The sequence below is a fragment of the Neptuniibacter sp. QD48_55 genome (assembly GCF_047778115.1).
GTDB lineage: Bacteria > Pseudomonadota > Gammaproteobacteria > Pseudomonadales > Balneatricaceae > Neptuniibacter.
On record NZ_CP180555.1, the window covers coordinates 944,747 to 968,072 of the forward strand.

23 protein-coding genes are annotated in these 23,326 nt (G+C 44.9%); 5 read left to right on the forward strand and 18 right to left on the reverse strand.

Annotated elements, in window-relative coordinates; genetic code table 11:
* Positions 1–4: 4 nt before the first annotated feature.
* From ACMXYW_RS04195 to ACMXYW_RS04225, 7 genes are all read right to left on the reverse strand, one after another.
* Complete coding sequence (locus ACMXYW_RS04195) at positions 5–304, reverse strand: STAS domain-containing protein (RefSeq protein ID WP_415890550.1); 300 nt, start codon at positions 302–304, stop codon at positions 5–7.
* A 237-nt stretch (positions 305–541) separates the two neighbouring features.
* Positions 542–1,177 (reverse strand): sugar transferase, encoded by a 636-nt coding sequence (locus ACMXYW_RS04200; RefSeq protein WP_415905333.1) that lies wholly within the window; start codon positions 1,175–1,177, stop codon positions 542–544.
* 22 nt (positions 1,178–1,199) lie between these two features.
* Positions 1,200–2,378: a glycosyltransferase family 2 protein gene (locus ACMXYW_RS04205; protein ID WP_415905334.1), complete on the reverse strand. Its 1,179-nt coding sequence runs from the start codon at positions 2,376–2,378 to the stop codon at positions 1,200–1,202.
* A gap of 1 nt (position 2,379) precedes the next feature.
* Positions 2,380–3,471 (reverse strand): glycosyltransferase, encoded by a 1,092-nt coding sequence (locus ACMXYW_RS04210; protein WP_415905335.1) that lies wholly within the window; start codon positions 3,469–3,471, stop codon positions 2,380–2,382.
* Entirely contained in the window at positions 3,468–4,967 is a 1,500-nt protein-coding gene (locus ACMXYW_RS04215) for a GumC family protein (protein ID WP_415905336.1), read from the reverse strand. Before ACMXYW_RS04215 ends, ACMXYW_RS04210 begins: the two co-directional genes overlap by 4 nt.
* A complete protein-coding gene (locus ACMXYW_RS04220) occupies positions 4,957–5,451 on the reverse strand; it encodes a hypothetical protein (protein WP_415905337.1) in 495 nt (164 codons plus the stop codon). The genes ACMXYW_RS04215 and ACMXYW_RS04220 overlap by 11 nt, the downstream gene beginning before the upstream one ends.
* Positions 5,452–5,673: 222 nt before the next feature.
* Positions 5,674–6,807, reverse strand: coding sequence for a beta-ketoacyl-ACP synthase III (locus ACMXYW_RS04225; RefSeq protein WP_415905338.1), 1,134 nt, complete (start codon positions 6,805–6,807; stop codon positions 5,674–5,676).
* Positions 6,808–7,150: 343 nt separating this feature from the next.
* On the opposite strand from ACMXYW_RS04225, the gene ACMXYW_RS04230 reads away from it, so the two are divergent.
* On the forward strand, positions 7,151–7,462 hold the full coding sequence (locus ACMXYW_RS04230; protein ID WP_415893695.1) for a hypothetical protein: 312 nt from the start codon (positions 7,151–7,153) through the stop codon (positions 7,460–7,462).
* Between the two features lie 66 nt (positions 7,463–7,528).
* Here ACMXYW_RS04230 and ACMXYW_RS04235 read toward each other — a convergent pair whose 3' ends face one another.
* The 9 genes from ACMXYW_RS04235 to ACMXYW_RS04275 form a co-directional block, all read right to left on the reverse strand.
* Positions 7,529–8,650 (reverse strand): glycosyltransferase, encoded by a 1,122-nt coding sequence (locus ACMXYW_RS04235; RefSeq protein ID WP_415905339.1) that lies wholly within the window; start codon positions 8,648–8,650, stop codon positions 7,529–7,531.
* 12 nt (positions 8,651–8,662) lie between these two features.
* Positions 8,663–9,394 (reverse strand): acyltransferase, encoded by a 732-nt coding sequence (locus tag ACMXYW_RS04240; protein WP_415905340.1) that lies wholly within the window; start codon positions 9,392–9,394, stop codon positions 8,663–8,665.
* Entirely contained in the window at positions 9,391–11,196 is a 1,806-nt protein-coding gene (glmS, locus tag ACMXYW_RS04245; protein ID WP_415900366.1) for a glutamine--fructose-6-phosphate transaminase (isomerizing), read from the reverse strand. The genes ACMXYW_RS04240 and glmS overlap by 4 nt, the downstream gene beginning before the upstream one ends.
* Before the next feature lie 131 nt (positions 11,197–11,327).
* Positions 11,328–12,692 carry an O-antigen ligase family protein gene (locus tag ACMXYW_RS04250; protein WP_415900367.1) on the reverse strand — a complete coding sequence of 455 codons (1,365 nt, stop codon included), beginning with the start codon at positions 12,690–12,692 and terminating at the stop codon, positions 11,328–11,330.
* Positions 12,693–12,694: 2 nt separating this feature from the next.
* Positions 12,695–14,143 (reverse strand): lipopolysaccharide biosynthesis protein, encoded by a 1,449-nt coding sequence (locus tag ACMXYW_RS04255; protein ID WP_415900368.1) that lies wholly within the window; start codon positions 14,141–14,143, stop codon positions 12,695–12,697.
* A 203-nt stretch (positions 14,144–14,346) separates the two neighbouring features.
* Positions 14,347–15,315: a DUF4114 domain-containing protein gene (locus ACMXYW_RS04260; RefSeq protein ID WP_415900369.1), complete on the reverse strand. Its 969-nt coding sequence runs from the start codon at positions 15,313–15,315 to the stop codon at positions 14,347–14,349.
* A 185-nt stretch (positions 15,316–15,500) separates the two neighbouring features.
* Complete coding sequence (locus tag ACMXYW_RS04265; RefSeq protein ID WP_415883789.1) at positions 15,501–15,992, reverse strand: hypothetical protein; 492 nt, start codon at positions 15,990–15,992, stop codon at positions 15,501–15,503.
* Complete coding sequence (locus ACMXYW_RS04270; RefSeq protein ID WP_415900371.1) at positions 15,910–16,809, reverse strand: hypothetical protein; 900 nt, start codon at positions 16,807–16,809, stop codon at positions 15,910–15,912. Before ACMXYW_RS04270 ends, ACMXYW_RS04265 begins: the two co-directional genes overlap by 83 nt.
* On the reverse strand, positions 16,806–17,855 hold the full coding sequence (locus tag ACMXYW_RS04275) for a glycosyltransferase family 4 protein (RefSeq protein WP_415900372.1): 1,050 nt from the start codon (positions 17,853–17,855) through the stop codon (positions 16,806–16,808). The genes ACMXYW_RS04270 and ACMXYW_RS04275 overlap by 4 nt, the downstream gene beginning before the upstream one ends.
* Before the next feature lie 305 nt (positions 17,856–18,160).
* Between ACMXYW_RS04275 and ACMXYW_RS04280 the strand changes: the two genes are divergently transcribed.
* Complete coding sequence (locus tag ACMXYW_RS04280) at positions 18,161–19,108, forward strand: NAD-dependent epimerase/dehydratase family protein (RefSeq protein ID WP_415900373.1); 948 nt, start codon at positions 18,161–18,163, stop codon at positions 19,106–19,108.
* 186 nt (positions 19,109–19,294) lie between these two features.
* On the opposite strand, the gene ACMXYW_RS04285 is transcribed toward ACMXYW_RS04280, so the two are convergent.
* A complete protein-coding gene (locus tag ACMXYW_RS04285) occupies positions 19,295–19,495 on the reverse strand; it encodes a tautomerase family protein (RefSeq protein WP_415883793.1) in 201 nt (66 codons plus the stop codon).
* Positions 19,496–19,824: 329 nt separating this feature from the next.
* On the opposite strand from ACMXYW_RS04285, the gene ACMXYW_RS04290 reads away from it, so the two are divergent.
* Positions 19,825–20,238, forward strand: coding sequence for a group II truncated hemoglobin (locus tag ACMXYW_RS04290; protein WP_415905341.1), 414 nt, complete (start codon positions 19,825–19,827; stop codon positions 20,236–20,238).
* A gap of 57 nt (positions 20,239–20,295) precedes the next feature.
* Entirely contained in the window at positions 20,296–20,598 is a 303-nt protein-coding gene (locus tag ACMXYW_RS04295) for a DUF3817 domain-containing protein (protein ID WP_415905342.1), read from the forward strand.
* 207 nt (positions 20,599–20,805) lie between these two features.
* Here the strand turns inward: ACMXYW_RS04295 and ACMXYW_RS04300 are convergent, their stop codons facing one another.
* Positions 20,806–21,294 (reverse strand): Lrp/AsnC family transcriptional regulator, encoded by a 489-nt coding sequence (locus ACMXYW_RS04300; protein ID WP_415883807.1) that lies wholly within the window; start codon positions 21,292–21,294, stop codon positions 20,806–20,808.
* A 351-nt stretch (positions 21,295–21,645) separates the two neighbouring features.
* On the opposite strand from ACMXYW_RS04300, the gene leuA reads away from it, so the two are divergent.
* Entirely contained in the window at positions 21,646–23,307 is a 1,662-nt protein-coding gene (gene leuA, locus ACMXYW_RS04305) for a 2-isopropylmalate synthase (protein WP_415905343.1), read from the forward strand.
* The last annotated feature ends 19 nt before the right edge of the window (positions 23,308–23,326 follow it).

Sequence of the window (23,326 nt, forward strand, 5' to 3'; positions counted from 1 at the left end):
GGCCTCAGTCCTGAACAGTGATCGATTGATCAATACGAAGGTGCTTAAGCAGCTCTAAAGGCTGACCATGTACACCGCAAAGGCTAAGCTTGCGTTCTTTGGAGCGTAAGCGTTTGAAGAGGAAGACGATGGCGCCAATACCGGAAGAATCGATAAATTCGATTTTTCCTAAGTTAAGGACTACGTCAGATTGATCCTGAATTAATTCATCGAATTTTGGTCGAAGAATCTCTACGGCAAGAGCATCTAATGATCCTTCAATCTCAAGATGTAGTTCATTTTGTACGGTTTCTAAAGTTGGCATAACGATTCTCCTTATGTCGGTTATGACTAAGAAGGAGCAATCCCTATGCCATAGAGATAACATTTTGATTTGTAAGGATTTAATGAATTTATGGTTCGTGTGAAATGAGAATGAAGTTCGCTATTCTCATTTTGCGAATCAAATTGTAAAACGTATTTTGAGTGCTGTATTGTTGGGCTTGGATGAGCTCAGAGCTATCTATTTAGACTCGCTCTGAGCTACGACCCTTTTTCATCGTTACTGCCCTCGTCCGCACACCATCACAATTAGGGTTTTAAACATGATGCCGAAATCCGAACGGAGCCAGCCTACTAAGCTTCCAAGGCTGAGAGCATATGCATGATCGAAGGCAACCTTAGAGCGCACATCATCGATGTTGCGGTCGTAACCTTGGTTAACTTGAGCGAGGCCTGTAATTCCCGGTTTAATGCCCCATGTACGTTCAGCAAAAAATGGAATTGCGTGTTCCAGTTTTTGATAAAAGCCTGGGCGCTCTGGACGTGGTCCAATCAGTGACATATCGCCTTTAAGAACATTAAAAAACTGCGGTAGTTCATCTAGTCGAGTCTTGCGAAGGAAGCGGCCGACTGTTGTCACTCTAGGGTCATCTTCTGTTGCCCAGGTTGCGCCGGAAACGGCTTCTGCATCTAAACGCATAGTGCGGAACTTATACATCCAGAAGAGTTCTGTTTTTTCGCCGTTAGCATGACCAATACGGAGCTGTTTGAACAAGATCGGCCCTGGTGAGCTTATATAGGTTGCCAGAGCGATAAAAGGGTAGAGAAGTAGACAAATAATCAGTCCGGTTGTCGCAACTAATATATCCATTAAACGCTTGGCAAAAATCACAGGTGTTGGAATATAACTGTTCATGATGATCTCTCCTTAAACGACATTAATTTCTAACTGATTTCCAATGGCCCTTTTCTAAACCTGCTAAGTAGCGCAGACATCCAGTAAGGCCGTTGTAGTAACCGTTAATGACATAAAATCCGAGTTTGAAAGGTTTATATAAGATGTGAGTTGGAGTTTTGTTTTCCGGAATCAGTGTGGATAGGCGTGCCAGCGCAATGCCTAGCAGTTGTAGCACAGTGAAAATGGCAAAAGCATCTAGATAGAGCGCTAGCAAACCACAGAGTACAAACTGAGCGAGCAAGATCAGCGGCATCAGGCCTCTTAGCACTTTTCCGGAAAAGAAACTGAAGGCTGTGCCGCCGAAGCTTGGTGAAAGTAACTTACTCAATCTAAGAACTTGCTGTAGGTTGCCTGCGGCGATACGGATGCGACGTTTATGATCCATATCGAGGGAGGATGCTTCTAATTCCAGACCAATTAAGTCACAGTCATATTTACCCTCATAACCCTGCTCGATGATCTGCATAGGCAGAATAAAATCATCATTGATCGTATCGGCCTGTAGCGGAGTAAATAGGTCTTGGCGTATAAAATACAGAGCGCCATGTACGCCAATCGCGCTTCCAATACTCGCTTCACCTTGTTTGAGCTTAGTTTGATAGTTCCAGTACTGCTTTTCACCCTCACTACCGGGAGATAAGAGTTTGTAGGTAGCTGCAACAAAGCCCGTTTTAGAATCATCGAAGTGGCGATTAACCAGCTTTAACGCATCAAATGAGATCAACGCCGAAGCATCACTTAACGCCACGATGTCAGCATTAATATTCGGGATGATCTGGTTGATCAGTGCTACTTTTCCGTGGTTTTTACGGAAGTTCAGGATATTGACATTTAAGTGAGCCAACTCAGGGGCTTCTAGAGCCTCGCGAGCGATGTCTGCTGTTCTATCCTTGCAGCCATCACAGGCGATAATGACCTGCAATTTGTCGCTAGGGTAATCCAAACTGGCGATGTTTCTGAGCTTATCCGCAATGAAATCAGCTTCGTTATAGGCCGGTACAAATATGCAAAGGCTTCTGCAATTTGGATCAGCTATATCCTTTTCTTGTGACGAAGAAGCTCTCTTATTCAGCTGATTCATGATCAGAGGATAAGCAATATGGTGATAGATAATTAAGACCCAACTTATCGCAAATAGGCTCAATAAGAAGATAATCATTTTAAGCCTCCTTTGGTTGTGACAGTAGCTGGAAGTAAGCGTCAGCGGTTTTATGTAGGTTGCCTTTTTTCAACACGAACTCTCGTGGGCTGTGACGTTTAGGCATCAGATACTGACGTAAAATGGCATGCTGAAGTGCGACACGGCTGCCAGGAGGAATCAGATCTCCAGAGTCTGGGCAAACAATGGTTTTACAGCCTCCAACATCGGTCACAATGACAGGGACACCACATGCCTGAGCTTCCAATGGGGAAAGGGGTAAACCTTCGTTAAGCGATGAAAGGCAGAAAATATCGATCGCGTGGTAGAAGGGAAGGGTGTCATCTAAGTGTCCTAGAAAAAACACACGATCATTGATGCCCAGATCATAGGCAACAGTTTTTAGGTGATTGAGCAGAGAACCATCGCCAGCTAAGACCAAGGATAAATTAGCATGGGTGTTGCTTAAGGATTTGAGCAATAACTCATGACCTTTTACGGCTTCTAATCTTGCGGCGCAACCTAGCAAAGTTCCTTGTATCGGGAGGTTTAAGCGCTTACGGCTTTTTAACTTTTCAATGGGTGTTGGTGGGCAGAAATGTGTGGTATCGACGCCATTTTGAATAATATCAGGGCGGCTATTTGGGAAGTGGTGTAACAGTTCATTAGCGACTGCTTCGCAATCTGCAACTAGCGTAAATTTTAGAAAGTGGATCAGATGGTTTTGCAAACGTTTATTTGCAGATGCATTGAGGTGCCATGCATCATGTTCTGTATGAACATGAGGTAGTTTTAATAATTTGGCCGCTATGCCACCGTAAAGCAGAGGACCGATATGGTGAGTATGAATAGCGGTAGCGTTGATCTCTTTTAATGCGCTTTTTAAACGCAAAAATAAGCGTGGACTAATGCCCTCTTTTTTGTGGAAAAACTGCAGTTGAGATCGGTATTGTTCCAGTCTTGGCCACTCTTTTACCGCTTCTTCATAACTGCCTTCTAAGCTAAAAATATAGACATCGGCTTTATTGCTCAGTTGGTTTAACAGGTCTAAAGCCATGGTCTCGATTCCGCCAGGGCGGAGATGTTGTACGATTTGTACGATTACTGTATTCACGATGTACTCTCCTGCAATGCTATATCGTTTAAATCTTTCTCAAGCGGCGGAATTCGAACGAGCACAGGGACATTTAACATCTCTGTTAAGGTGTCTTTACGGCGAACGGTGGTATCGAGGACTTCTGCGATTACAGCGAGCCCAAAACCAAGTCCGATGCCCGCAACAACGCCGGCAATAACAAAGGCGATAAGGGGAAGGTTGATAGGTGCCAAAGGTTCAAAAGGTGGATCGATCAGTTTTACGCGTTCACTCTCTTCATTCTTACCAAGTGATCGAGTGACTCTGGCCATCTCATGACGTTCGGCTAAGTCTTCATAGATTTTTTGGCGGACCTGAATGTCGCGCTCCAGTTCTTTTAAACGACGCTCGTGCTGGCCGTAGCCATTCACGCGGTTTTGTAGGTTTTCAATCTCTGCAGTTAAGGAACTGACCTCTTTGCTTAAACGTTCAATATGGTCGTCGGCTTGCTGTAGGCGCTCTAACTGGGAAATAAGCAGTGGGTGTTGGTTGCCACCTTGTTCTGATTCATTGGTCGTTGCGGTAGTGGCGATCGCCCAAAGGCGTTCAAGTTTTACTTTATTGAGGTCGCCTTGGTTGAGAGCTTTCATGCTCTCCAAAATGCGACTGCGTTCTCTTTCTAAAGACTGTAACTGCGCAAGCACATGCTGCACTTGGCTATGTTCGTCGGTGTACCGCGCACGAAGTTGTGTTAACTCGGCCATCACGTTGATGATGGCTTCCTCTATCTTGCCGACCACTGGGTTCGTTTGTGATAGGCGCAACGCTAGGCTTGCTTGAGCTGCTTTAGCGCCTTCAAGCTCGATGCGGCGTTCAGCTATATAGGCTTTTAGATTGGATAAGCGCGCCACATTAGCACCATGCAGTGCGGGTAGCTCGCTTGCGAACTCATTTTTATATTCGGCTAAGGCTTTTTCTGCTGTTTGCAGATCGGCTTTTCGGGTCTCTAATTCTTTTGCTAGGAAAGTTTCTGATTGAACGATTGATGAACGCTGCGGAGCAAGCACGCGCTCGACAAAACGCATACTGACAACAGACAACGTCTCTTTCATATGTGTTTTGTCTTCGGCTTTGTAGGAGATCTTAATCAGGTTGTCGCCAACCAATTTTGCGCTAAGCGATTTAGATAGCTGACCGATGATGTAGGCTTTCTCTTTCTCATCCATCTCTTCGGTAATCATCTCTCGTTGCCAAGCGACGCCTGCAAGAATATGGCGGCTATGTAGAAGAGCGTTAAGCGCTTCCATTCGATGGCGAAGGTTCGTCGCGATCGATAGATCCTCTAGAAATGGGTTATGTTCAGATGCTTCTTGAAACAAGATGGTGGTGGTTGTTTCATATTTTTTAGGCGACAGAATACCGATCGCCAAACCAATAAATGGCATAAGCAAAATAGGCAGCGCGATTAAATAGCGACGCCTCCATCCCGCCCACAGAATAGACGCGATGTTTTTGACTAATGCGCTACGAATCATGGTTAGCTACCGTTAGGTTGTCGGCTTTTTTGATCAGCACCTGATTTGGCGCTAATGAAGGGGATAAGCGCATATCGGTTTTCTTGGCGCGCTTTTCCAGGAAGTTACTCACAGTGTTACAACGGTTGATACCTACACCGACCGCTACAAACCGATCCGAACTTTCACTCGGTGAGCATTCGATACTGAGCTTGGAAGGCTGAGCATTGGCATATTCGTTGAGGTTATCTTTTTGATTCTCATCTAATGCCACAGTGTCATCTGCGAAGTGCAAAACAAGTTCACGAGGGACGTGGTTATCTACGTAACCTTTCTCGCCGCGGGCACGGGAGAGAAGTTGATCTACGCTGATGCTTTCTTCTGCTACAGGTGCGTCATCGGAGCCTAAAAAACCTATATCCATGGTTTTTAGTGCTGCAGTACATCCTGTTAGTGAAAAAAGGCTGCAAGTAAACAGGGTGGTTGCAATGAACTTAGAGCGCATGGTCTATCTCCTGAGCAAAATTTTGTTATTGCTCAAGAAATTGCAGCTTTCAGGCCAACCTAAATAAAATGATCTGAAAGCTCCATGAATACTAGGATTTCGTTGTTTGTGGAGAGGGCGATTTAGACGGGGTGAACTAGGCTTTTTGAGGTTTTTCTCAAGCTGATTCTCAAAATGAGAATAAGCTTGAGAGATCTTTCAGAGGCGGTATCTTTTGCGAAATTAGCGCTTTCTAATCACTAAGCTACCGATGGAATAGCCTGCGCCAAAGGAACAGATAACGCCTAAATCACCTTTCTTTAGGTCGGATTGGTATAGGTTGAATGCGATAAGTGAGCCGGCAGAGGCTGTATTGGCATATTGATCTAAGATGATAGGCGCTTCCTCTTGCGATGCTTCTCGCCCTAATAGTTTTTTACCGATCAGTTGATTCATATTGATATTGGCCTGATGAAGCCACCAGCGGGTGACTTGCTGGTTTTCAATCCCCAAAGACGCGAGCTGGGTCGAGAGGTGTTCTACGGCCATAGGACAGACCTCTTTAAACACCTTTCTTCCATGTTGAATGAAGAACTTATCCTGCCCGAAGGGATCACTATCATTGGTGTAGGCAAGGTAACCAAAATTAGAGCGAATATTGTTGGAGAAAAGCGTCACGGATTTGGTACTTAGTACATCGTAACTTTCTTCTGAAGTGCAGCTATCGGCATTCTCCATTACGGTAGCGACAGAGATATCACCAAAAATGAAATGGCTGTCTCTATCACGCCAGTTATTCTGGGGTGATGTTAATTCTGGATTGATGATCAAAACAGCTTTTGCAGTCCCAGCGGTTAACATCTCATAGCCTCGTTGCAAGGCAAATGTGGCAGAAGAGCATGCAACCAACATATCAAAGGCAAAGCCCTGGATCCCCAATGCTTGCTGAACCTCGATCGAAATAGCTGGGTAAGCTCTTTCGGTATAGGAGCAAGCAACAATCACAGCATCAATATCAGCCGCGTTTTTATTCGCTTTTGCGAGTGCTTTTTTCGCGGCTGCTACCGCCATTTCTGCTTGATGGGAAAGCTGATCATTATCCCGTGGCTCAATGTAAGGGCGCATTCTTTCTGGATCAAGGGCGCCTTCTTTGCGGTAGACAAATCTGCTTTTAATACCTGACGCCTTTTCGATAAATTCGGCATTAGATAAAGGCTTAGCTTCGTACTTACCAGCAGCGATCTCTTCGGCATTTTGCTGGTTATAGTTATCGGCGTATTGGTTATAGGCCTCTACTAATTCTTCGTTGCTGATACTGTATTCAGGGGTCCAAAGACCGAAACCGCTGATGACGACTGAGGAAGGGATCGAATTCATAAAATTGTCTCGGCAGGGCAGGTTATAGGGCTGTAATGGTTATAAAAGCCAACGTTAGATTGTCCCGTTAAACATAGCTTATGCCATTAACATAAGCGTTATTTTTTACTGGCAAATTCCTTCAGTTATTAAAGTTGAACTTCAAAATGGCCACTGCCTATGGGTCGCTTCTCACTATGAAAATAATTCCGAAGAGATTGCTGTCCCTTTCTCGCTGAAAATCCTATCAGGCACTATTGTTTGTGTGTATTAGGAAGGTTTGTTGATCGTCCGTCGGATAGTTAAATATCAAAAAAATTTAACTCGCCGTTCTATGGAGCCTTTTCTAAAGGAGGGAAGGAGTATGATGCTTGCAAGATGGCATATAGATGCGCGGTTTGGACACAAACAAACAGTGATTGATTCATTGTCTCGGTGGTTTGAAGAGATTGGCAGTCAAATAGGATGGACCTCTGACAAAGTAAGAATTGTCACAGGGTCTGTAGGTGCCAAAGAGTCTGTTGTAATTTCTGAAGTGGTGATCTCGGGATTAACCGAACTCGATGAGTCTTGGCAAAAATTAGGGGATATAGAAGCTCACAAGACGTGGAGTAAGGAACTAGAGCCTTATATTGTCTCCGGTTCACAATATTGGGAGATTCTTAGAATCGTCTAATCTGACGATTCTCTTTTTCAGGGGAATTAGATGCGATGATCTATTCCCCTGAATAATGGTGCTTTATTAAAGAGCATTAAGAATCTCTTTTAAGTCCTCAGCACGTTGAGTCCAGCTTTCGCGGTTTACACGATTGCGGCGGATCTCTTTCATCAGTTCTCTGTGCTTTTCGGTGTTACCTATCTCTTCGATAGCCGCAGCAAAACCATCTGCCGCATTGCTTACTTTTACTAGATCTCGATAACCGTCTAGCGCAGGGAAATCAGTACTTACCACTGGAGAGCCTGCTGCAAGATATTCTCGTAATTTCAGCGGATTGCAGGCTTCGATTTGTTCATTACGAAGGAAGGGCAGCAAACCAACATCCCAATGCTGACTATAGTGAGGCAGCTCATGATGAGGTTTAGGGCCTAACCAAACAATATTGGGCTGTTTTAACAGTACACTGATATCGGTGTGTGCTGGGCCGATCAACACGAAGGTCCAGTGGGGTAGGCGCTTAGCGACTTCAATGTAAAGCTCTTGGTCAAACCAGCCTGCTAGCGCACCGTAAAATCCAGCGACAGGACCATCAGGAAGGTCGGATGCACGTTCTGCGGGTTGGCCGAACATCTCGCAATCGACCCCATGGGGTAATACCAAAGTTTTTCCTGCTGGGAACTTCTCGGCCAGCTTAGGGCTTGCGGCAATAATTAGCTGACATTTTTCAACTAACTCCTGTTCCATTTTGGCGACTGGTGCATGGTCCACACCATCTAAGGCAGAAAAGTCATCACCACAATAATAGATGGCCGCGCGTTCGCCCATTTTGCCTACAACATCTACTGCTGAGGGGAGTGAAGTCCACAAAATTGGAGCTTCGCTTTGATCCTTCAGATAAGGGCGAAGTTTGTTGGTGAGTAACTCTTTATTCACTGTTCTCGCAAGAGAACTACCCGGAAACGGTAATGCCATAGGATTTACCAAGCTGGGGTGTGCGCCAGATAACTTAGGCTTAGGAGCCTGCAGTAAAGCCTTGAGCTTATTCCAGATGCGGCTCATATCACGCAGATTCAGCCTAGGCCTTCTTAAGCCTAAGGAGTTTACCCATAGCACTTCATTATCGGCTAAAAGGTGCTTCATCAAATGCTGGGTGCTACTGGGGTGTCCACCCCAGTCCTCACCAAAAACTAATAGATCGATATTCATGTGATCTCTCCTTTACGCCACTTTGCATGGTTTAGGTTGAGATAGCGGTTTGATCACTTTTGCTGGTACGCCGGCTGCAATCACAAAAGGTGGTAAGTCTTGAATCACCACACTTCCAGCAGCGACGATAGTACCTTCACCAATCGTGACCCCTTTCATTACAGTGACTCCAGAACCGAGCCAAACATTTTTACGAAGGATGATGTCACCAATTTGATCTTCCGTATCCGGTAGCCCTTTGGCACGAGCTTCTGGATCCACAGGATGACCAGGGTAGCCCGCTAGAAAGCCTCGGCCTGCAATACGGACGTTATCTTCCAGAACAACTTTGGTACCGACAGCGATGGTGGTTTGCCATGCGATACCCACGTTGTTGCCGATAATTAATTGTGGTGTTTCTTTTCCACTCCAACGGCCGGAGAAAGTGGTCTGGCCGGAGATACGACAGCGATCACCCATGCTTATATTAAGGCTACCTTGGACAAGCGGCATGCCACCGTAGAGATACAATTGGCGACCAGCTTGGCTTAAGCGGGTCTTAAACATTGGTGTCCAATAAAAGACCCGTGCAAGCCCACTGATAAACCCAGTACATAATGTGTGCCCCATACGAATCGGTTTAAACACTAGATTTACCGCCGGGATTTCGAAATTGTGCAAGGTGTAATGACAGGCTTTTAAAGTACGGGCCAGTGGATGATTACCTGTTTTAACCCACTGTTTAAGCCCTTGTAGTTTGTTCATTCTACTGTCACCGATTTAGCTAAGTTACGAGGTTGATCTACGTCGGTACCTTTCGCCAACGCAGCGTGATAAGCGATGAGTTGTAACGCGATAGTGAACAGAATGGGGGTTACAATTGAGTTAGCATTAGGCAGTGTTACTGATTCAACTTCTAGATCTCGAAGAGAACGGATACTTTCGGAATCACCCAAGAATATGCAGCGTCCGCCACGGCTCATAACCTCTTCCATATTGGCTCTGGTTTTATCCAGCAGATCGTCATTAGGTGCGATGACAAATACTGGTGTACCTTCTTCAATCAGGGCGATAGGACCGTGTTTTAACTCGCCTGCACTAAAACCTTCAGCGTGTATGTAACTGATCTCTTTTAGTTTAAGCGCGCCTTCTAAAGCGATAGGGAAGTTAGAGCCGCGTCCGATAAAGTAGGCATCCTGACAATCTTGCATCGATGCACCGATAGACTCGAACAAGGATTCTTGTTGTAAAACCAGCTCAACCTGTGAGGGCATAGTGGAAAGCTCGAGGCTTAATTTTGAGGCTTCATTCAGATCAATCTCTTTTCGGCAAAAAGCAGCGCGGACGGCTAAGGTAGCTAACACCGTTAACTGGGCAGTAAATGCTTTAGTTGATGCAACGCCTACTTCAGGCCCAGCTTGAGTTTGTATACTGAAGTCAGTCTCTCGAGCGATAGTGCTTTCTGCAACATTGACAATACTTATAGTTTTTTGACCTTGTTTCTTGGCATAACGCAGTGCTGCCAAAGTATCTGCCGTTTCGCCAGATTGAGAGATAAATAGAGAGATACCTTGTTTGCTCAACAGAGGAGAGCGATAGCGAAACTCAGATGCGACTTCGACATCAACTGGCAATTTAGCAATCTTTTCAAACCAGTATTTAGTGACCATTGCTGCATAAAAGGAAGTGCCGCATGCAATGACATTGAGTCTATCGACTTGGTTAAAATCTATCTGGGCTTCGGGGAGTACTCTCTGAGTGTGATAGAACGTATTGCGTACACTATCTGCTTGCTGGTGGATCTCTTTATGCATGTAATGGCGATAGTTTTGCTTATCTTGAGAGTGGTCTTCTGCTTCGAATAACTGCATTTCTCGTTTAATAACACGGCCTGATGAGTCAACTAGACTGAACCCTTCACGGTCCAAACAAGCTTGATCTCCTTCTTCCAAATACAGAATATGAGTAGGCGAACCACTGAGTGCCATAGAGTCTGAGCCTAAACTCATACCTTGCTCACTTTTACCTAAGACCAGAGGGCTACCCCGGCGCGCAGCATAAACATGTTGCTCATCTTCTTTAAAAAGTACACCTAATGCGAAAGCGCCTTGAAGGTGAGAGAGCGCACGATTAAGCGCTTTTTCAGGTTCATACCCTTGCTGTAAAAACAGGCTGATTAGATGGGGAATAACTTCAGTATCAGTTTGGCTTTGAAAGACGAACCCTTCACTTTGCAGCCATTGTTTTAAGTCGATGTAATTTTCAATTATGCCATTATGAACCACCGCAACGTCACTGTTGGAATGGGGGTGTGCATTTAACTCATTGGGTTTGCCATGAGTGGCCCATCGAGTGTGGCCAATCCCTGCACAACTAGAGAGATGCATCTGATCAAGTTGGTTTTTGAGTTGCTGTAGTTTCCCTTCTCGTTTGACGGTAGTGATGCCATTAGGTGCAAGTATTGATATACCTGCAGAATCATATCCGCGATATTCGATGTTACTTAATCCTTGTAATAGCTCAGGGACAATGTCGTTATGATTAATCGAGCCTACTATTCCACACATGCCTAATCTCCTGCAGATTTAAAAGTCATATCTAGGTTTTGCAGGACTTGTGCCATTTGTTAAATGCATTTAAATCAAATGGTTATGTGTTATGCGGTAAAGCTTTGAATCTGTTTTTCGCAAAATGCGAATCATTTTGTTAATTGACGTTTTTGATATTGAGAAAGGGCGATGGCGACAGACAAAAGAATGTAGATAGGCCAAGTAAAACCCATAGTGAGGAAGGTGCCAGAAATACAAAACCCGGCCAGTCCTGCCTGCACCGACTGGGCACAGGCATAAAGAACAGGGGAGTATGGTTGGTTAGGTTTTGGGCGGAAATGCTGAACGGTTGTCAGGCTTATTTTGGCAATACTGCTAATAATCGCGATAAATAGGATAAAGCCGAGTATTCCGGTCTCGGCCATGACGCCAAACCAGGTGCTGTGAACTGCATGGTTTTTTCCATCCCAATGGGGGCTGTATTCGAAGTAGTTAGATATAAAATTATTTAGGCCGACACCGGTAATTGGGTGGTGAATTGCCATGCCCATTGCTGCCTGCCAAGCATAGATTCTACCCATGGCTGATTCATCAATACCTTCTTCGTGGGCACCACCTGAAGCACGATCACTCACCCCCGCAATTACAAATAAAATACTCAGTGCACAAATACCAGCACCAATCAGCAGCATTTTATTTTTGACTCTATACCAAGCAAATACAGCACCGACGGCACAAATGCCTAGCATACCGCCGCGGCTTTGAGTGGCGATAATGGCGCAAAATACCGTAAGAAAAGCACACAAGCTCAGCAGTTTAATCGCTTTTCCAAAGCCTGGAGTCATAAAGCAGGCTAAAGCAAAACTAGCTGGAAATAAAAGTACCAGGGATAGGTCATTCGGGTCACCTAGCATAGAGCCGATGCTACGGCCTATTGTGACACGTGTTCCTTCAACAAGCTCCAGTCCCATCTGCTTGTTATAAAGCGCCATCACGCCTACTGCGATGCCGCACAACATCATGCTGAGGATCAGAACTTTAAACTGAGCTTCCTGTCGTAGTAGCCAACTAATCGCTATCAGCATGAGTGCAATTTTTACATAGGTTCCGTTTAGTGAAGTAAGTGCGGCATCTCTGTTGGTTGCTAACACGGCACCGATGACGACCAAGCAGAAAAAACACATAAATAGAGATTGCTCTCGGCACCAGAAAACTTGAATGCGTTTTGTAATGAGGTTAATTGAAAGAGAACCCAGTGTTGCGATGGCGAGTAGTTGTGGAATTTTCAGTGGATAGAGCTGAGGAAAGACTTCGTGCAATCGAAAGAAAGAGAAAGCGATAAAAGCTAAGCAAAGCAAGAAGGGCAGGCGTAAACCAATCAAGACCATCAGTGGTAGTAGAGCAATGGCACTGACTGCAGGATGAGGTACGAGATACCAAGCCGCAGTCAGCAAACCTATGCAGGTGAGTGCTACTAAAATTTGTGAGCCATTGCCCTCTACTCGAAGATTCATCGCTATGACCTATCTAGTAGTTGAGTCGTCATACTCAGAACTTTTTTCGGGATAGGAATCAGCCCCACTACAGTAGCTGTAGCGATAAAGCCAAAAATGATGGCGCAGTTTTGCAGTAACACTGACCAGCTTAATGGTGCAGATGAAATCAGGCTTATACAAAGTACTCCTACAGTTCCTGTGAATAACAGGCGGCGCAATTGGTATGGCAGCTGTAATGACCGCTGGCTTACATAATAGGTTGCGATTAAGCGACTACTTAAGGCCAGACAAGTGGCTGCAATAGCACCCCAAGCATGGAAAATTGGAATCAAGGTTAAATAGGCGACAAGTGCGATAAAAGCTGCAGCACCATCAATCATCGCTGGGCGAACAGTGGTGTTTTCGCTCATCGCGCCAAAGGCGAGTGTTGATGTCATGTTATGCACAGCAGCTAAGGCGGCAAGCCAAGGGATAAAAACGATTGAGTCGTGATAGCTTGAAGGGGTTAAGAGTCGGACCATAGTAGGTCCTGCAGCAGCGATAAACAGTGCGGCAATAATGGCGATCATTACGCCTAAACTTCCGATTTTGGCACATCTGATTTTGCCGTCGGTTTCTTTAAGGCAACTAAAACGACGGGCATGCCACCATAGATCAAATGGTTGAATCAATACTGCAGTAATCAGGCCGAATTTAGCCGCAAGGGCATATTGTGCCATTTCGGCTGTACCTACAGCATCGGCTAAAATCCAACGGTCAAAGCTACCTAAAACAAAGCCAGATATACCTACGAAGATCAGTGGCCCACCGTAAATGGAATAGGTTTTAAAGCGTGAAAACTCAAAGCTAATTCCCGTATCTTTCAATTGTTTCCGGATCAGCCAGCTACAGAGCAAAATGGCAGAGGCTAACGTTGCGCAAAGCACCCCTGTCACACCGAAACCCATAAACAGTAGCGGTACAGCAATCGCTACCTGTAATGCCACACGCCCCGCCGTTCCTATTAGGTAAGACCAAGCCATACCTGACATACGCAGCCATGCGAGGGGTATTAAAATGGTACCAACCATGGATAAGCTGGCGAGAATGAGGCGCGTATCCAGTTCGGCAATATCCCCTGGAAGCAAGCGACTGATAGGGCCAGCAAATAGCTGCCCTAAAATGAGCGCTAACCCGCCAAGGCAGATCGCCATACCAAAAATATTGGCACTGGCTTTACGTTTTTCGATTTCATTGTCGGCACTGCCCGCAAACCTGAATAAGGTTTCAGCTAGTCCCATACCGATCACAATACTTAGTAGGTCAGCCAAGGTTTGCAGAACATCGAGGCGACCATAATCTTCAGGAGTTAAAAAATGAGTAGAGACTGGCACCATGATCAAAGCCAACCCTTTAGAGAGGGCAATGGCTGAAGCGTAGATCAGACTGTGCTGAACTGCGATGGGTAAATTAGCTATACGTTTTAACATGGTAAGCCTCCTTTCATTCAGATACTCAATAATGGAGCGAATTACAGGCCATATTTGAGAAAGTATTTAAATTCAGCTGGTTAGCAGCTATTTGGTTTTTTGTGGAACAGTTGATCGGTTTAAAAAGGAGAGGATTTCAATTTTGATTCGCAAAATGCGAAAACGGCCCGTAGGCCGTATTCGGTAGTTTTAAGGTATTCAGCTTATGCTGATTTAAATGGTTTACGTCTAAGTGTGAAAAAACAGAGTAGAGCCGTTAATAAACCCGCACTACCACTGCCCAGTGAAGGTGCAGGTGCCGCCTGCATACTGATAACGGTTTCAGTTGTCGGAACGTCTGCATACAAAGCGGTTACTGGGTCTGTTCTGATACTGAAAACGGCATCATTAAAGTCATTGTCGCCATAAGGCCTTACAAGATCCTCAAAGCCTAAAATGAGATCATCTTCAGCAGATAGACTGCTCATCATGGCAACATGGCGAGAATATTCATCTGCATTATCGATAGTTGCAAAGCTGTCATTCTCAGGGTTTAAGAAATCGATAGTGAACATGGCTAAAGGATCAGAGCTGGTATAGTCCCAGCCTTTTACTTGGCTGCCATCCCAGGCGTTTTGAAGGAGGAAGAAACCGACATTAGTACCTGCTTCAAAGACAGTGCCCCCTTCCATGTTAAAATTTGTACCATCGATATTAGTGATTTCTGCACCTCCAAGTGTGACAGTATCACCTGAAAGTAAACTACCTCCCCCTCCTTGTTCTGAAACATTGTTAAAGATCATTCCTGTTTCTATACCGGATAGATTTTGTAATTCAGATATACCGATATGACCAGAGCCATCCAAATCGATGTCTCCAAAGGTTAAGCCATCAAACGCATCATCGGTGAAGGTAAAATAACCTAGAGAATTTCGATATCCAGCTCCTTCATCTAGAAAGGTTATAGAGATATGCGCATCTTCTTGTAGAGTTAAATTAGGGTCATAGGATGTATCCAAAAATTCCTGATTAGCAACTGTACTCTCAGGCAGTGCAGTTTGAACTTCAGTTAACAGTCCTTCTTCAAGTTGTATGTTTACTAAGGAATCTGTTTCATCCTCAGCGGCCAGGGCATTCTGCGCGATAGAAATCATCACTCCTGTGAACACCATACTTCGTATTTGATGTTTCATATCTCCTCCCATACCTGCATGCATTAAAGGTATTACTGATAGAGCTAATTAAATTGCAGCAAGAGTTGTTCCATATGCTTTGAATTTGTAACTTATTGAATTTGCGTGTTTTGAAAGTTTTTGTGTCGTTGATCATTTTTTAAATGACTCTCAAATTGATAAATTTTCGCATTATGAAAGCGGCACTAAACATTGATGCGTGCTACCTTTTCTGCAATCTGACAACCACCAATTTCGATAAAAGCCAAAACCGCAGGTTGGGCAGTCGCTGTAGATTCGGTGGAATAAATAAACGTGGAGACGCCAGTTCTTATGCGGTCGATGGTGTAATCCAGTTGTGGGAATTCAGGGTAGATCTTTCCTCGGAAAATAACGCCAAAACGATTATCTTCTGCCTTAATCAGGCGTTTCAGAATATGGCTACCTTCGGCATTCCTAAACAGAGGAAGCAGAGCAATTGAACCTTCACATTGTTGATCCTGAAAACCGCTGACTTTATAGGGGCCTTGGTTTGCAGCTTCGATCGTGCCCAAGTATCGAAGCGAGGGAATATCTAGCGAAACAGCTCCGGCTTGTTCTTCCTGAGTACCGATATTAATGGTTTTTAATGTTTTTAAACCGAGTGACAAGCTGGTGGATAAAATTAGAACCAGTGGAAGTAGAATGGCCATTTTCATAGTTATCTCTCCTACGAACGCAGATTAATGTGACGATAAAGGTAAATAATTCGATGGCGGTAGCGCCAAATCCATCATGTAAAAAACTGTACCAGTCGTGATCGATCGTCATGGCGGATAGACGAAGCCCGTTAATGGTGAGCACTACTAGAGCTAAAATAACGGCGTGTTTAATATCTCTTCGCTCAAGTTCGCCATGTTTTAATAAACTCAGGGTCAACCACAGCAGCAACGCCAGAGACATATTGGTAAATGCTGAACAACCTGTAAGGACAAGTAAGCTAAAGCCGTTGGCTTGCACGATCGTATTTCCTGCAACCGCAGCTTCAATCTGAAATAGGGGTAAGAACAGACTGCTAAACCAGGCATCGAAGGTTAGGATTTGGTTAGCAAATAAGGTCAGACTGAGCTGGCAGCAAGGCTCCCTAATTGCCATTGCAAACAGGATCGTGGCTGCAATTCTGTGTTTCTCCTGCAATGGGTGGCGTAACCATAACCATGCAGATGTAGCGGCGACCAGCCAACTTAATAGGGCGTTAGGAATCAATAGTAATCCGCATAAAAGAATGCCCGCATAGATATAAATGGGCGTCGTTTTTACCTTGTTAAAACGTACCTCTAAGGTCAGTCTTAAACTGATAAAAAGTACAACCCAAACAACAAAACTATGTCCTAAGCCATTAAATACTGCAGCATTGAACGGCTCACTTAATAGCGTTCGAATCACTTCTGGTAGCAGTGCATTCAGCACCGCTAAGTAAGTTATTAATGGGAAGAACAGTGTTTCAGCTGACGCTTTGCTAGCTAAACTTCTCATAATGACCTCCTGTCGAACTTAAGGTTTAAGAAGCCTTTGTGGTGTGCAGCTTGTGCGTAGATCTCTAAAATTGAAGGGATAACAGTGCTATCGCTGTAGTACTTACAGATTCTGTGGTGAGCTGCGATCGACATGGCGGCTTTCTCTGTACCCGATTGGGTCCACCAGTTTGCAATCACTTTACCGAGCGCGTTTTCATCACCTGCCTGCACTAACCAACCGGATTTATGATCTTCGATCAGATCAGGAATCGCACCTAATCGATAACTAGCTACTGGGATACCTCGGCTCATTGCCTCGAGCGCTACTAGAGGCAGGCCCTCGCTTTTGCTCGAAATACAAAGCAGACCTATATCATTCCAATGTTGATCCATCTCGACCTGACCTAAGAAGTTGAGGTGGGGGTACTCGCGTTCTAAATCAGCTCTGAGTGGACCATCGCCATAGACATGGCAGGGGAGTTCCTTAGGTAATTTTTCTGTAATTCGAGCAAAAGCTTCGGGCCCTTTTTCGCCGGAGAGTCGGCCGACAAAAGCGACAGCCTTACCGCGTTCTGTTTGCAGTTTGGCGGGGGCTACAAAGTTAGCGATCTGTTGCGATGTGATAGGCAATCGAGAAGAGATTTCATCACTCACGCTAAGCACGCGGTCAGCTAAGATAGATGTGCTGTAGTCTAACCAGCTATAAAACCTTAATTTACCTTTACCCAGGTCCCCAGAATGAAAAGTGGAGATCACCGGTGTAGAGGTTAGCTTTCCGATGATTCGTCCAATAATCCCAGCTTTATAACCATGGGTGTTCAAAATACTGGGGGAGTGTGTGAGTAGCTTATACAGCTCTTGGTAGCTACTTAAACATCTGTAAGGGAGCCCCTCTTCAGTTAACTTATCTTTTAGAGGGTGCGCGCCAAAATCTCGCATAAAGATAACTTCGCTACGGTAACCGTTTTGGTTTAACCAGCGAGTGAGGTTAAGAATATGGCTCTCGATCCCGCCTTGATGGCGACTATCAACCAGTTGATAAATAAGCCAGTCATGAATAGACATAATCCCTTCCTCCTATATCGCTGAGATTGTTCATCCAGATATCAGCAAGGCCTAGGCCATTCAAAAGCTTCTCTAGTAAAAACAGCTGGTTAGCTCATTGAGCCAATCTGAGTGGGTAAGGGGGAGCTTAAAATCAGGTTAATTAACGCAATTTGCAGAAATGTTTCGCATTTTGAGAAACAAAATGAGGCTGTGTTTTTTGGTTGTTTTTTAACTTATTGAAATTTAAGGATAAATATTTTGGCTGGCTTCTTGCTGTAACCAATACATCAAGCAAATTGGTTTCAATAGTAAGGAGAAATACTATGAAATATCTGGTCACTGGAGGCTGTGGGTTTATTGGTTCACATTTGGTAGATGCCTTACTAGCACAAGGTCATCAAGTCAGAGTATTGGATAACTTATCAACAGGTGCAGTGGACTATTTACCCGATCAGGTAGAGCTTGTATTGGGTGATGTAGCCGACCTAGCCATTGTTAAAGGTGCGATGTCAGAGATGGATGGCTGCTTTCATTTAGCGGCAATAGCATCGGTAGAGCAATCCAATTCTGACTGGGTGGGCACGCATAAGGTTAATCAGCAGGGTAGTGTGAATGTTTTCGAAGCAGCACGACATAGCGGCAGCAAAGACGCAATCCCTGTGGTTTACGCATCATCAGCCGCTATTTATGGTGACAACGCTACTATTCCTTTAGATGAAACATCAGCTCCTCGGCCTATCAGTGCTTACGGCGCTGACAAGCTAGGCAGTGAACACCATGCCCGAGTTGCTTGGCTAAACCATAAGGTATCCACTGTGGGGATGCGTTTTTTCAATGTGTACGGTCCCCGTCAAAATCCCTCTTCACCTTATTCTGGGGTCATTTCCATCTTTATAGATCGTATTCTTAACAACCTTCCCATTACGATCTTTGGTGATGGTAAACAAACCCGCGACTTTATCTACGTAGCCGACGTGGTCAAACACCTGATTGCTGCCATGGAAAATACCAAAGGTGAAGCATCAGTGTTTAATGTCTGCACCGGACAATCCACCTCAATTTTGCAGCTAGCACGAACCTTATCGATGGTAGCTGGAGTAGAGGTGAACATAGAACATAAACCTGCCAGAACCGGTGATATCGCAACTTCATTAGGCGATCCAGGCCGCGCTTCAGCAAGACTAGGGTTACGTGCAGATGTTGGCTTAGGCACAGGTATGGCCTTTACCGTTGATGCGATGAAAGAGAACTCTTTAAAAGAAACCGGTTAAAACGGCAGAACAGACTTCTTCCAGCGAGCTTGGTAAGTCCTACTTTAAATACTGTGCAGAGATCAGATTTAAAGTGGGGCTTACCTTTTTTATTTAGGGTGTTTGAGATTTGATAAAGTAATGAGCTCCTGATCCGCCCAGAAAGCCTGTAGTAGGGCGGTGTTAATCCGAATGATATATGAGCAATTATGATTGGCTCTTTTTCCATTCATCTGTAAGCATACCGGCAAACCCCCAATCCTCTTCTTCAATTTCCTGTATCACAATATGGGTATGTTCAGGTTTTTTTCCGAGTACTCTTTGTAGGGAGCCGGTAATGTCTTTAACAATTTCTGCTTTTTGCTCTCGAGTGACACCTTTGGTGACTTGAACATTTACATAGGGCATTTAAATCTCGCATTTATCAGTGTTGGATTGAATTCACAGATACATTTTCTCGGTAAAACAACAACTACAGGCTAGTAGACCGAGCAAGGTAGCATAGACAGGGAGGGAGCTCTATTGATGAAGGTTTGAACCTTAAGGTATTAGAGCGTTACATCTGTCTCTTTGATAAATTGCATTCAAATTTAGTAACCCTTTAAATAAAAGGGGAATACATCGAGATTTGTTACTAACTCTCCAAAATAACCGACAGGTTTTGGACCGGATAAGTTGCTAAAATATTGCGCAATTTGAGATAGCACAATTATAGACAAGAGCCCGAGTGATTACTGATGAATACTCCCAGCTGTGAATACGGTGTAAACGACAACTCCTACAAAATGGCAGGTGAGATAGCTGGCCTAACGCAGTTGGTCGATGACTTTTATCAGTTTATGGATGAGCTGCCAGAGGCGCAGACCATCCGTAAAATGCACCCAGACGATCTTTCCGAATCGCGCAAAAAATTAGCCTACTTCCTATCTGGTTGGTTAGGTGGCCCTAAGCTCTTTTCTGAAAATTACGGCTCTATTCGTATTCCCCATGCCCACAGCCATTTCCCTATTGGCCCAGAGGAGAGTGAAGCGTGGATTCTTTGTATGCAAAAAGCGGTTGAGAAACAGCCTTACGAAGAGCCGTTTAAGGTTTATCTGATTGAACAGCTTCGAGTACCAGCAGAAAGAATCACCCAAGCCTGCCGTCGATAGAATTCCTCTAGAAGCGTTTTCCTTTGAAGAATTTTTACCAATTTTTGAGCTTATAAAATGATCAAATTACTTCGCATCGTCAGCCTTCTTGAAGGCCTCTCTTACATCGCCATCTTAAGCGTTACACTTGGGTTTATCAGCCGAGATTATGTATCCACACTCGGTATGACCCACGGCATTCTATTTATGATCTACGTGATTCAGGTGCTGAACATTTCTCACAAAGAAAGTTGGACTTCAAAACAACAGCTAGGCCTGATGCTAGCATCGGTCATCCCATTCGCCTTTATCCCAGCTGAGATCTACCTGCGGAAATTAGAGCAGAGTAAACAGCCAGAGAAAGAAACAACGGCGGCATAGTTAGGAGCTACCACCGAATTTGGCAGAAGAAAGATACAGGGATGACTACAAAGTGGTGGTCAGTTTTCTTGACCACTGCTGAGTGAAAGATCTGTAGGGTGCAATAGCGAAGCGTATTGCACCGCGAAGGTTCTAGATTTGTCTAATACGCTCCGCTATTCCCCCCGACTTTCTAGCCACTAGCCACTTGAGGTCGGCGAAGCCGTCCTATCCCCCAACATACCCTAAAGGCATCGCCGTACTATCCACAACCTTACGCATAATAAACGCCGACTTAACCCCCGTTACGCCTTTAATCCGCGTGATCTTGCCGAGCAATATATCGTGGTAACAGTCCATATCTGCCACAGCCACTTTTAACTGGTAGTCAGCGTCATGGCCGGTGATCAGGTAGCACTCCATTACTTCCGGTAGGGATTGAATAGTGCGTTCAAACTCTTCAAACCGTTCGGGGATATGTTTGTCCATGCTGATATGCAGGATGGCGATAAGGTTTAGATCGATTGCGCGTTCATTTAGACGGACCACACGATCACGAATAACGCCGGATTCTTCCAGCTGTTTTACCCGGCGAGAGCAAGGGGCGGCGGTAAGGCCAACGCGCTCGGCTAGCTCCTGATTAGAAAGGTCGCCGTTTTCCTGTAATTCTCGCAATATTTTTAAGTCGAAGCGGTCTAAATTGACAGTAGATTTCATGGTTTTTTGTTTGTGCGCAATAAAATGTGTCTATTAAGTTTATTTTCTTTTTTTTTGTTGCGCAATTGGCGAAATAAAGTTGTTTTTAGATCGGTAATTGCGCATGTACCTCTATAAACTTCTCTTCATCGGTTGAGGGGTAACAAATCACATATCAATCAGTATGTGAGGGGGTAATCATCATGAGTGAGCGCTGCCAGCCTACGAGGGTTTATCGAATCTTTAACTCAAAAACTGATACCACAAGTGTCTACTGAAAAACTTCCCGCTGTCATTGCTTCCCCAAAGGCGCCTGACAGCGGGTTTTGCCGTTTAGGCTTTCTGCTCGAATAAAAATAATGGATTCGCACTATGTTTGATCATCGTAAATATCGTCGTTTTGAAACTGTCCGTTTGACCGATCGCACCTGGCCAGATCAAGAGATCAATAAAGCACCGGATTGGTGTAGCGTAGATCTACGCGATGGTAACCAAGCGCTGATCAATCCAATGAATGTAGAGCAGAAAACCCGCATGTTTACCTTGTTGGTAAAAATGGGGTTTAAAGAGATTGAAGTCGGCTTTCCATCAGCATCTCAGCCTGACTTTGATTTTGTACGTAAGCTAATTGAAGAAAACCGAATCCCAGAAGATGTAACCATTCAGGTGCTAACTCAAGCGCGTGAAGGTTTGATTGAGCGTACCTTTGAGTCCCTTGAAGGTGTGCGTCGCGCTAATGTTCATGTGTATAACTCCACTTCGGTTGTGCAGCGCCAGCAAGTGTTCAACATGAGCAAAGACGAGATCAAAGGCATTGCGGTACAAGGTGCGCAGTGGGTGCGTGATTATGCGGCTAAATACCCTGCGACCGAGTGGGAGTTCCAGTACTCACCAGAAAGTTTTACCGGTACAGAGATGGATTACGCGGTTGAAGTTTGTGATGCCGTCATCGCTGAGTGGAAACCAGAAACAGGGCAGGCGGTTGTGATCAATCTACCGGCGACGGTTGAGATGTCCACACCCAATGTTTTTGCCGATCAGGTTGAGTATTTCTGCCGTCACCTAAAACAGCGAGATCAAGTACGTATCAGCTTACATACCCATAACGACCGTGGTTGCGGTGTTGCGGCAGCAGAGTTGGGTGTTATGGCGGGGGCCGATCGTGTTGAAGGTACCTTGATGGGTAACGGTGAGCGTACCGGTAATATGGATATCATCACTATGGGTATGAACCTTTACTCACAGGGTGTTGATCCAGAATTGGATTTCTCGGATATCAAAGAGATTATCGAGGTAGTTGAGTACTGTAACGAATTGCCTGTCTCTGCCCGTCACCCTTGGGCAGGTGAGTTGGTGTATACAGCCTTCTCAGGTAGTCATCAGGATGCAATTCGTAAATCGGTTAACTATCACCAAGAGCACAACCAACTACATTGGGATGTGGCTTACTTGCCGATCGATCCACGTGATATTAACCGTGAATATGAAGCGGTTGTGCGTATCAACAGCCAAAGCGGTAAGGGCGGTGTAGCCTTGGTATTGGAGCGCGATTACGGTATCCAGCTACCAAAATGGATGCATATCCCGCTAAGTAAAGTGGTTCAGTCTGCTGCTGAGCAAAAGGGTATTGAGATCTCTCCTGAAGTGATTCACCAACTTTATCAACAGCACTTTGTTGCCGTACCAGAGCAATGGCAGCTTGATCGTTACGATCTGCACACTGACAACCAACAAGTTGAAGCTAAATTTAGCGTTGGTAACACTGTATTTAATGGCCAAGGTACCGGAGCTCTAGAAGCGCTAAGTGATGCGCTTGAGAAACAGTATGCTTGCTCCATCGAGATCACTCAGTTTGATGAACATGCCATCGCGACCGGCACAGCAGCGCAAGCGCAAGCAGCAATTGCTATGACAGTGAACGGTGTCAGTGCGCAAGGTGTCGCAACTAAGGAAGATACATCTGCAGCAGCACTGCAAGCAGCGCTAATCGCCTTTAGCAGAATTGCTGATCAGAACGCGGTAAGTGCGGCTTAGAATCGAAGAGAATGTGCAG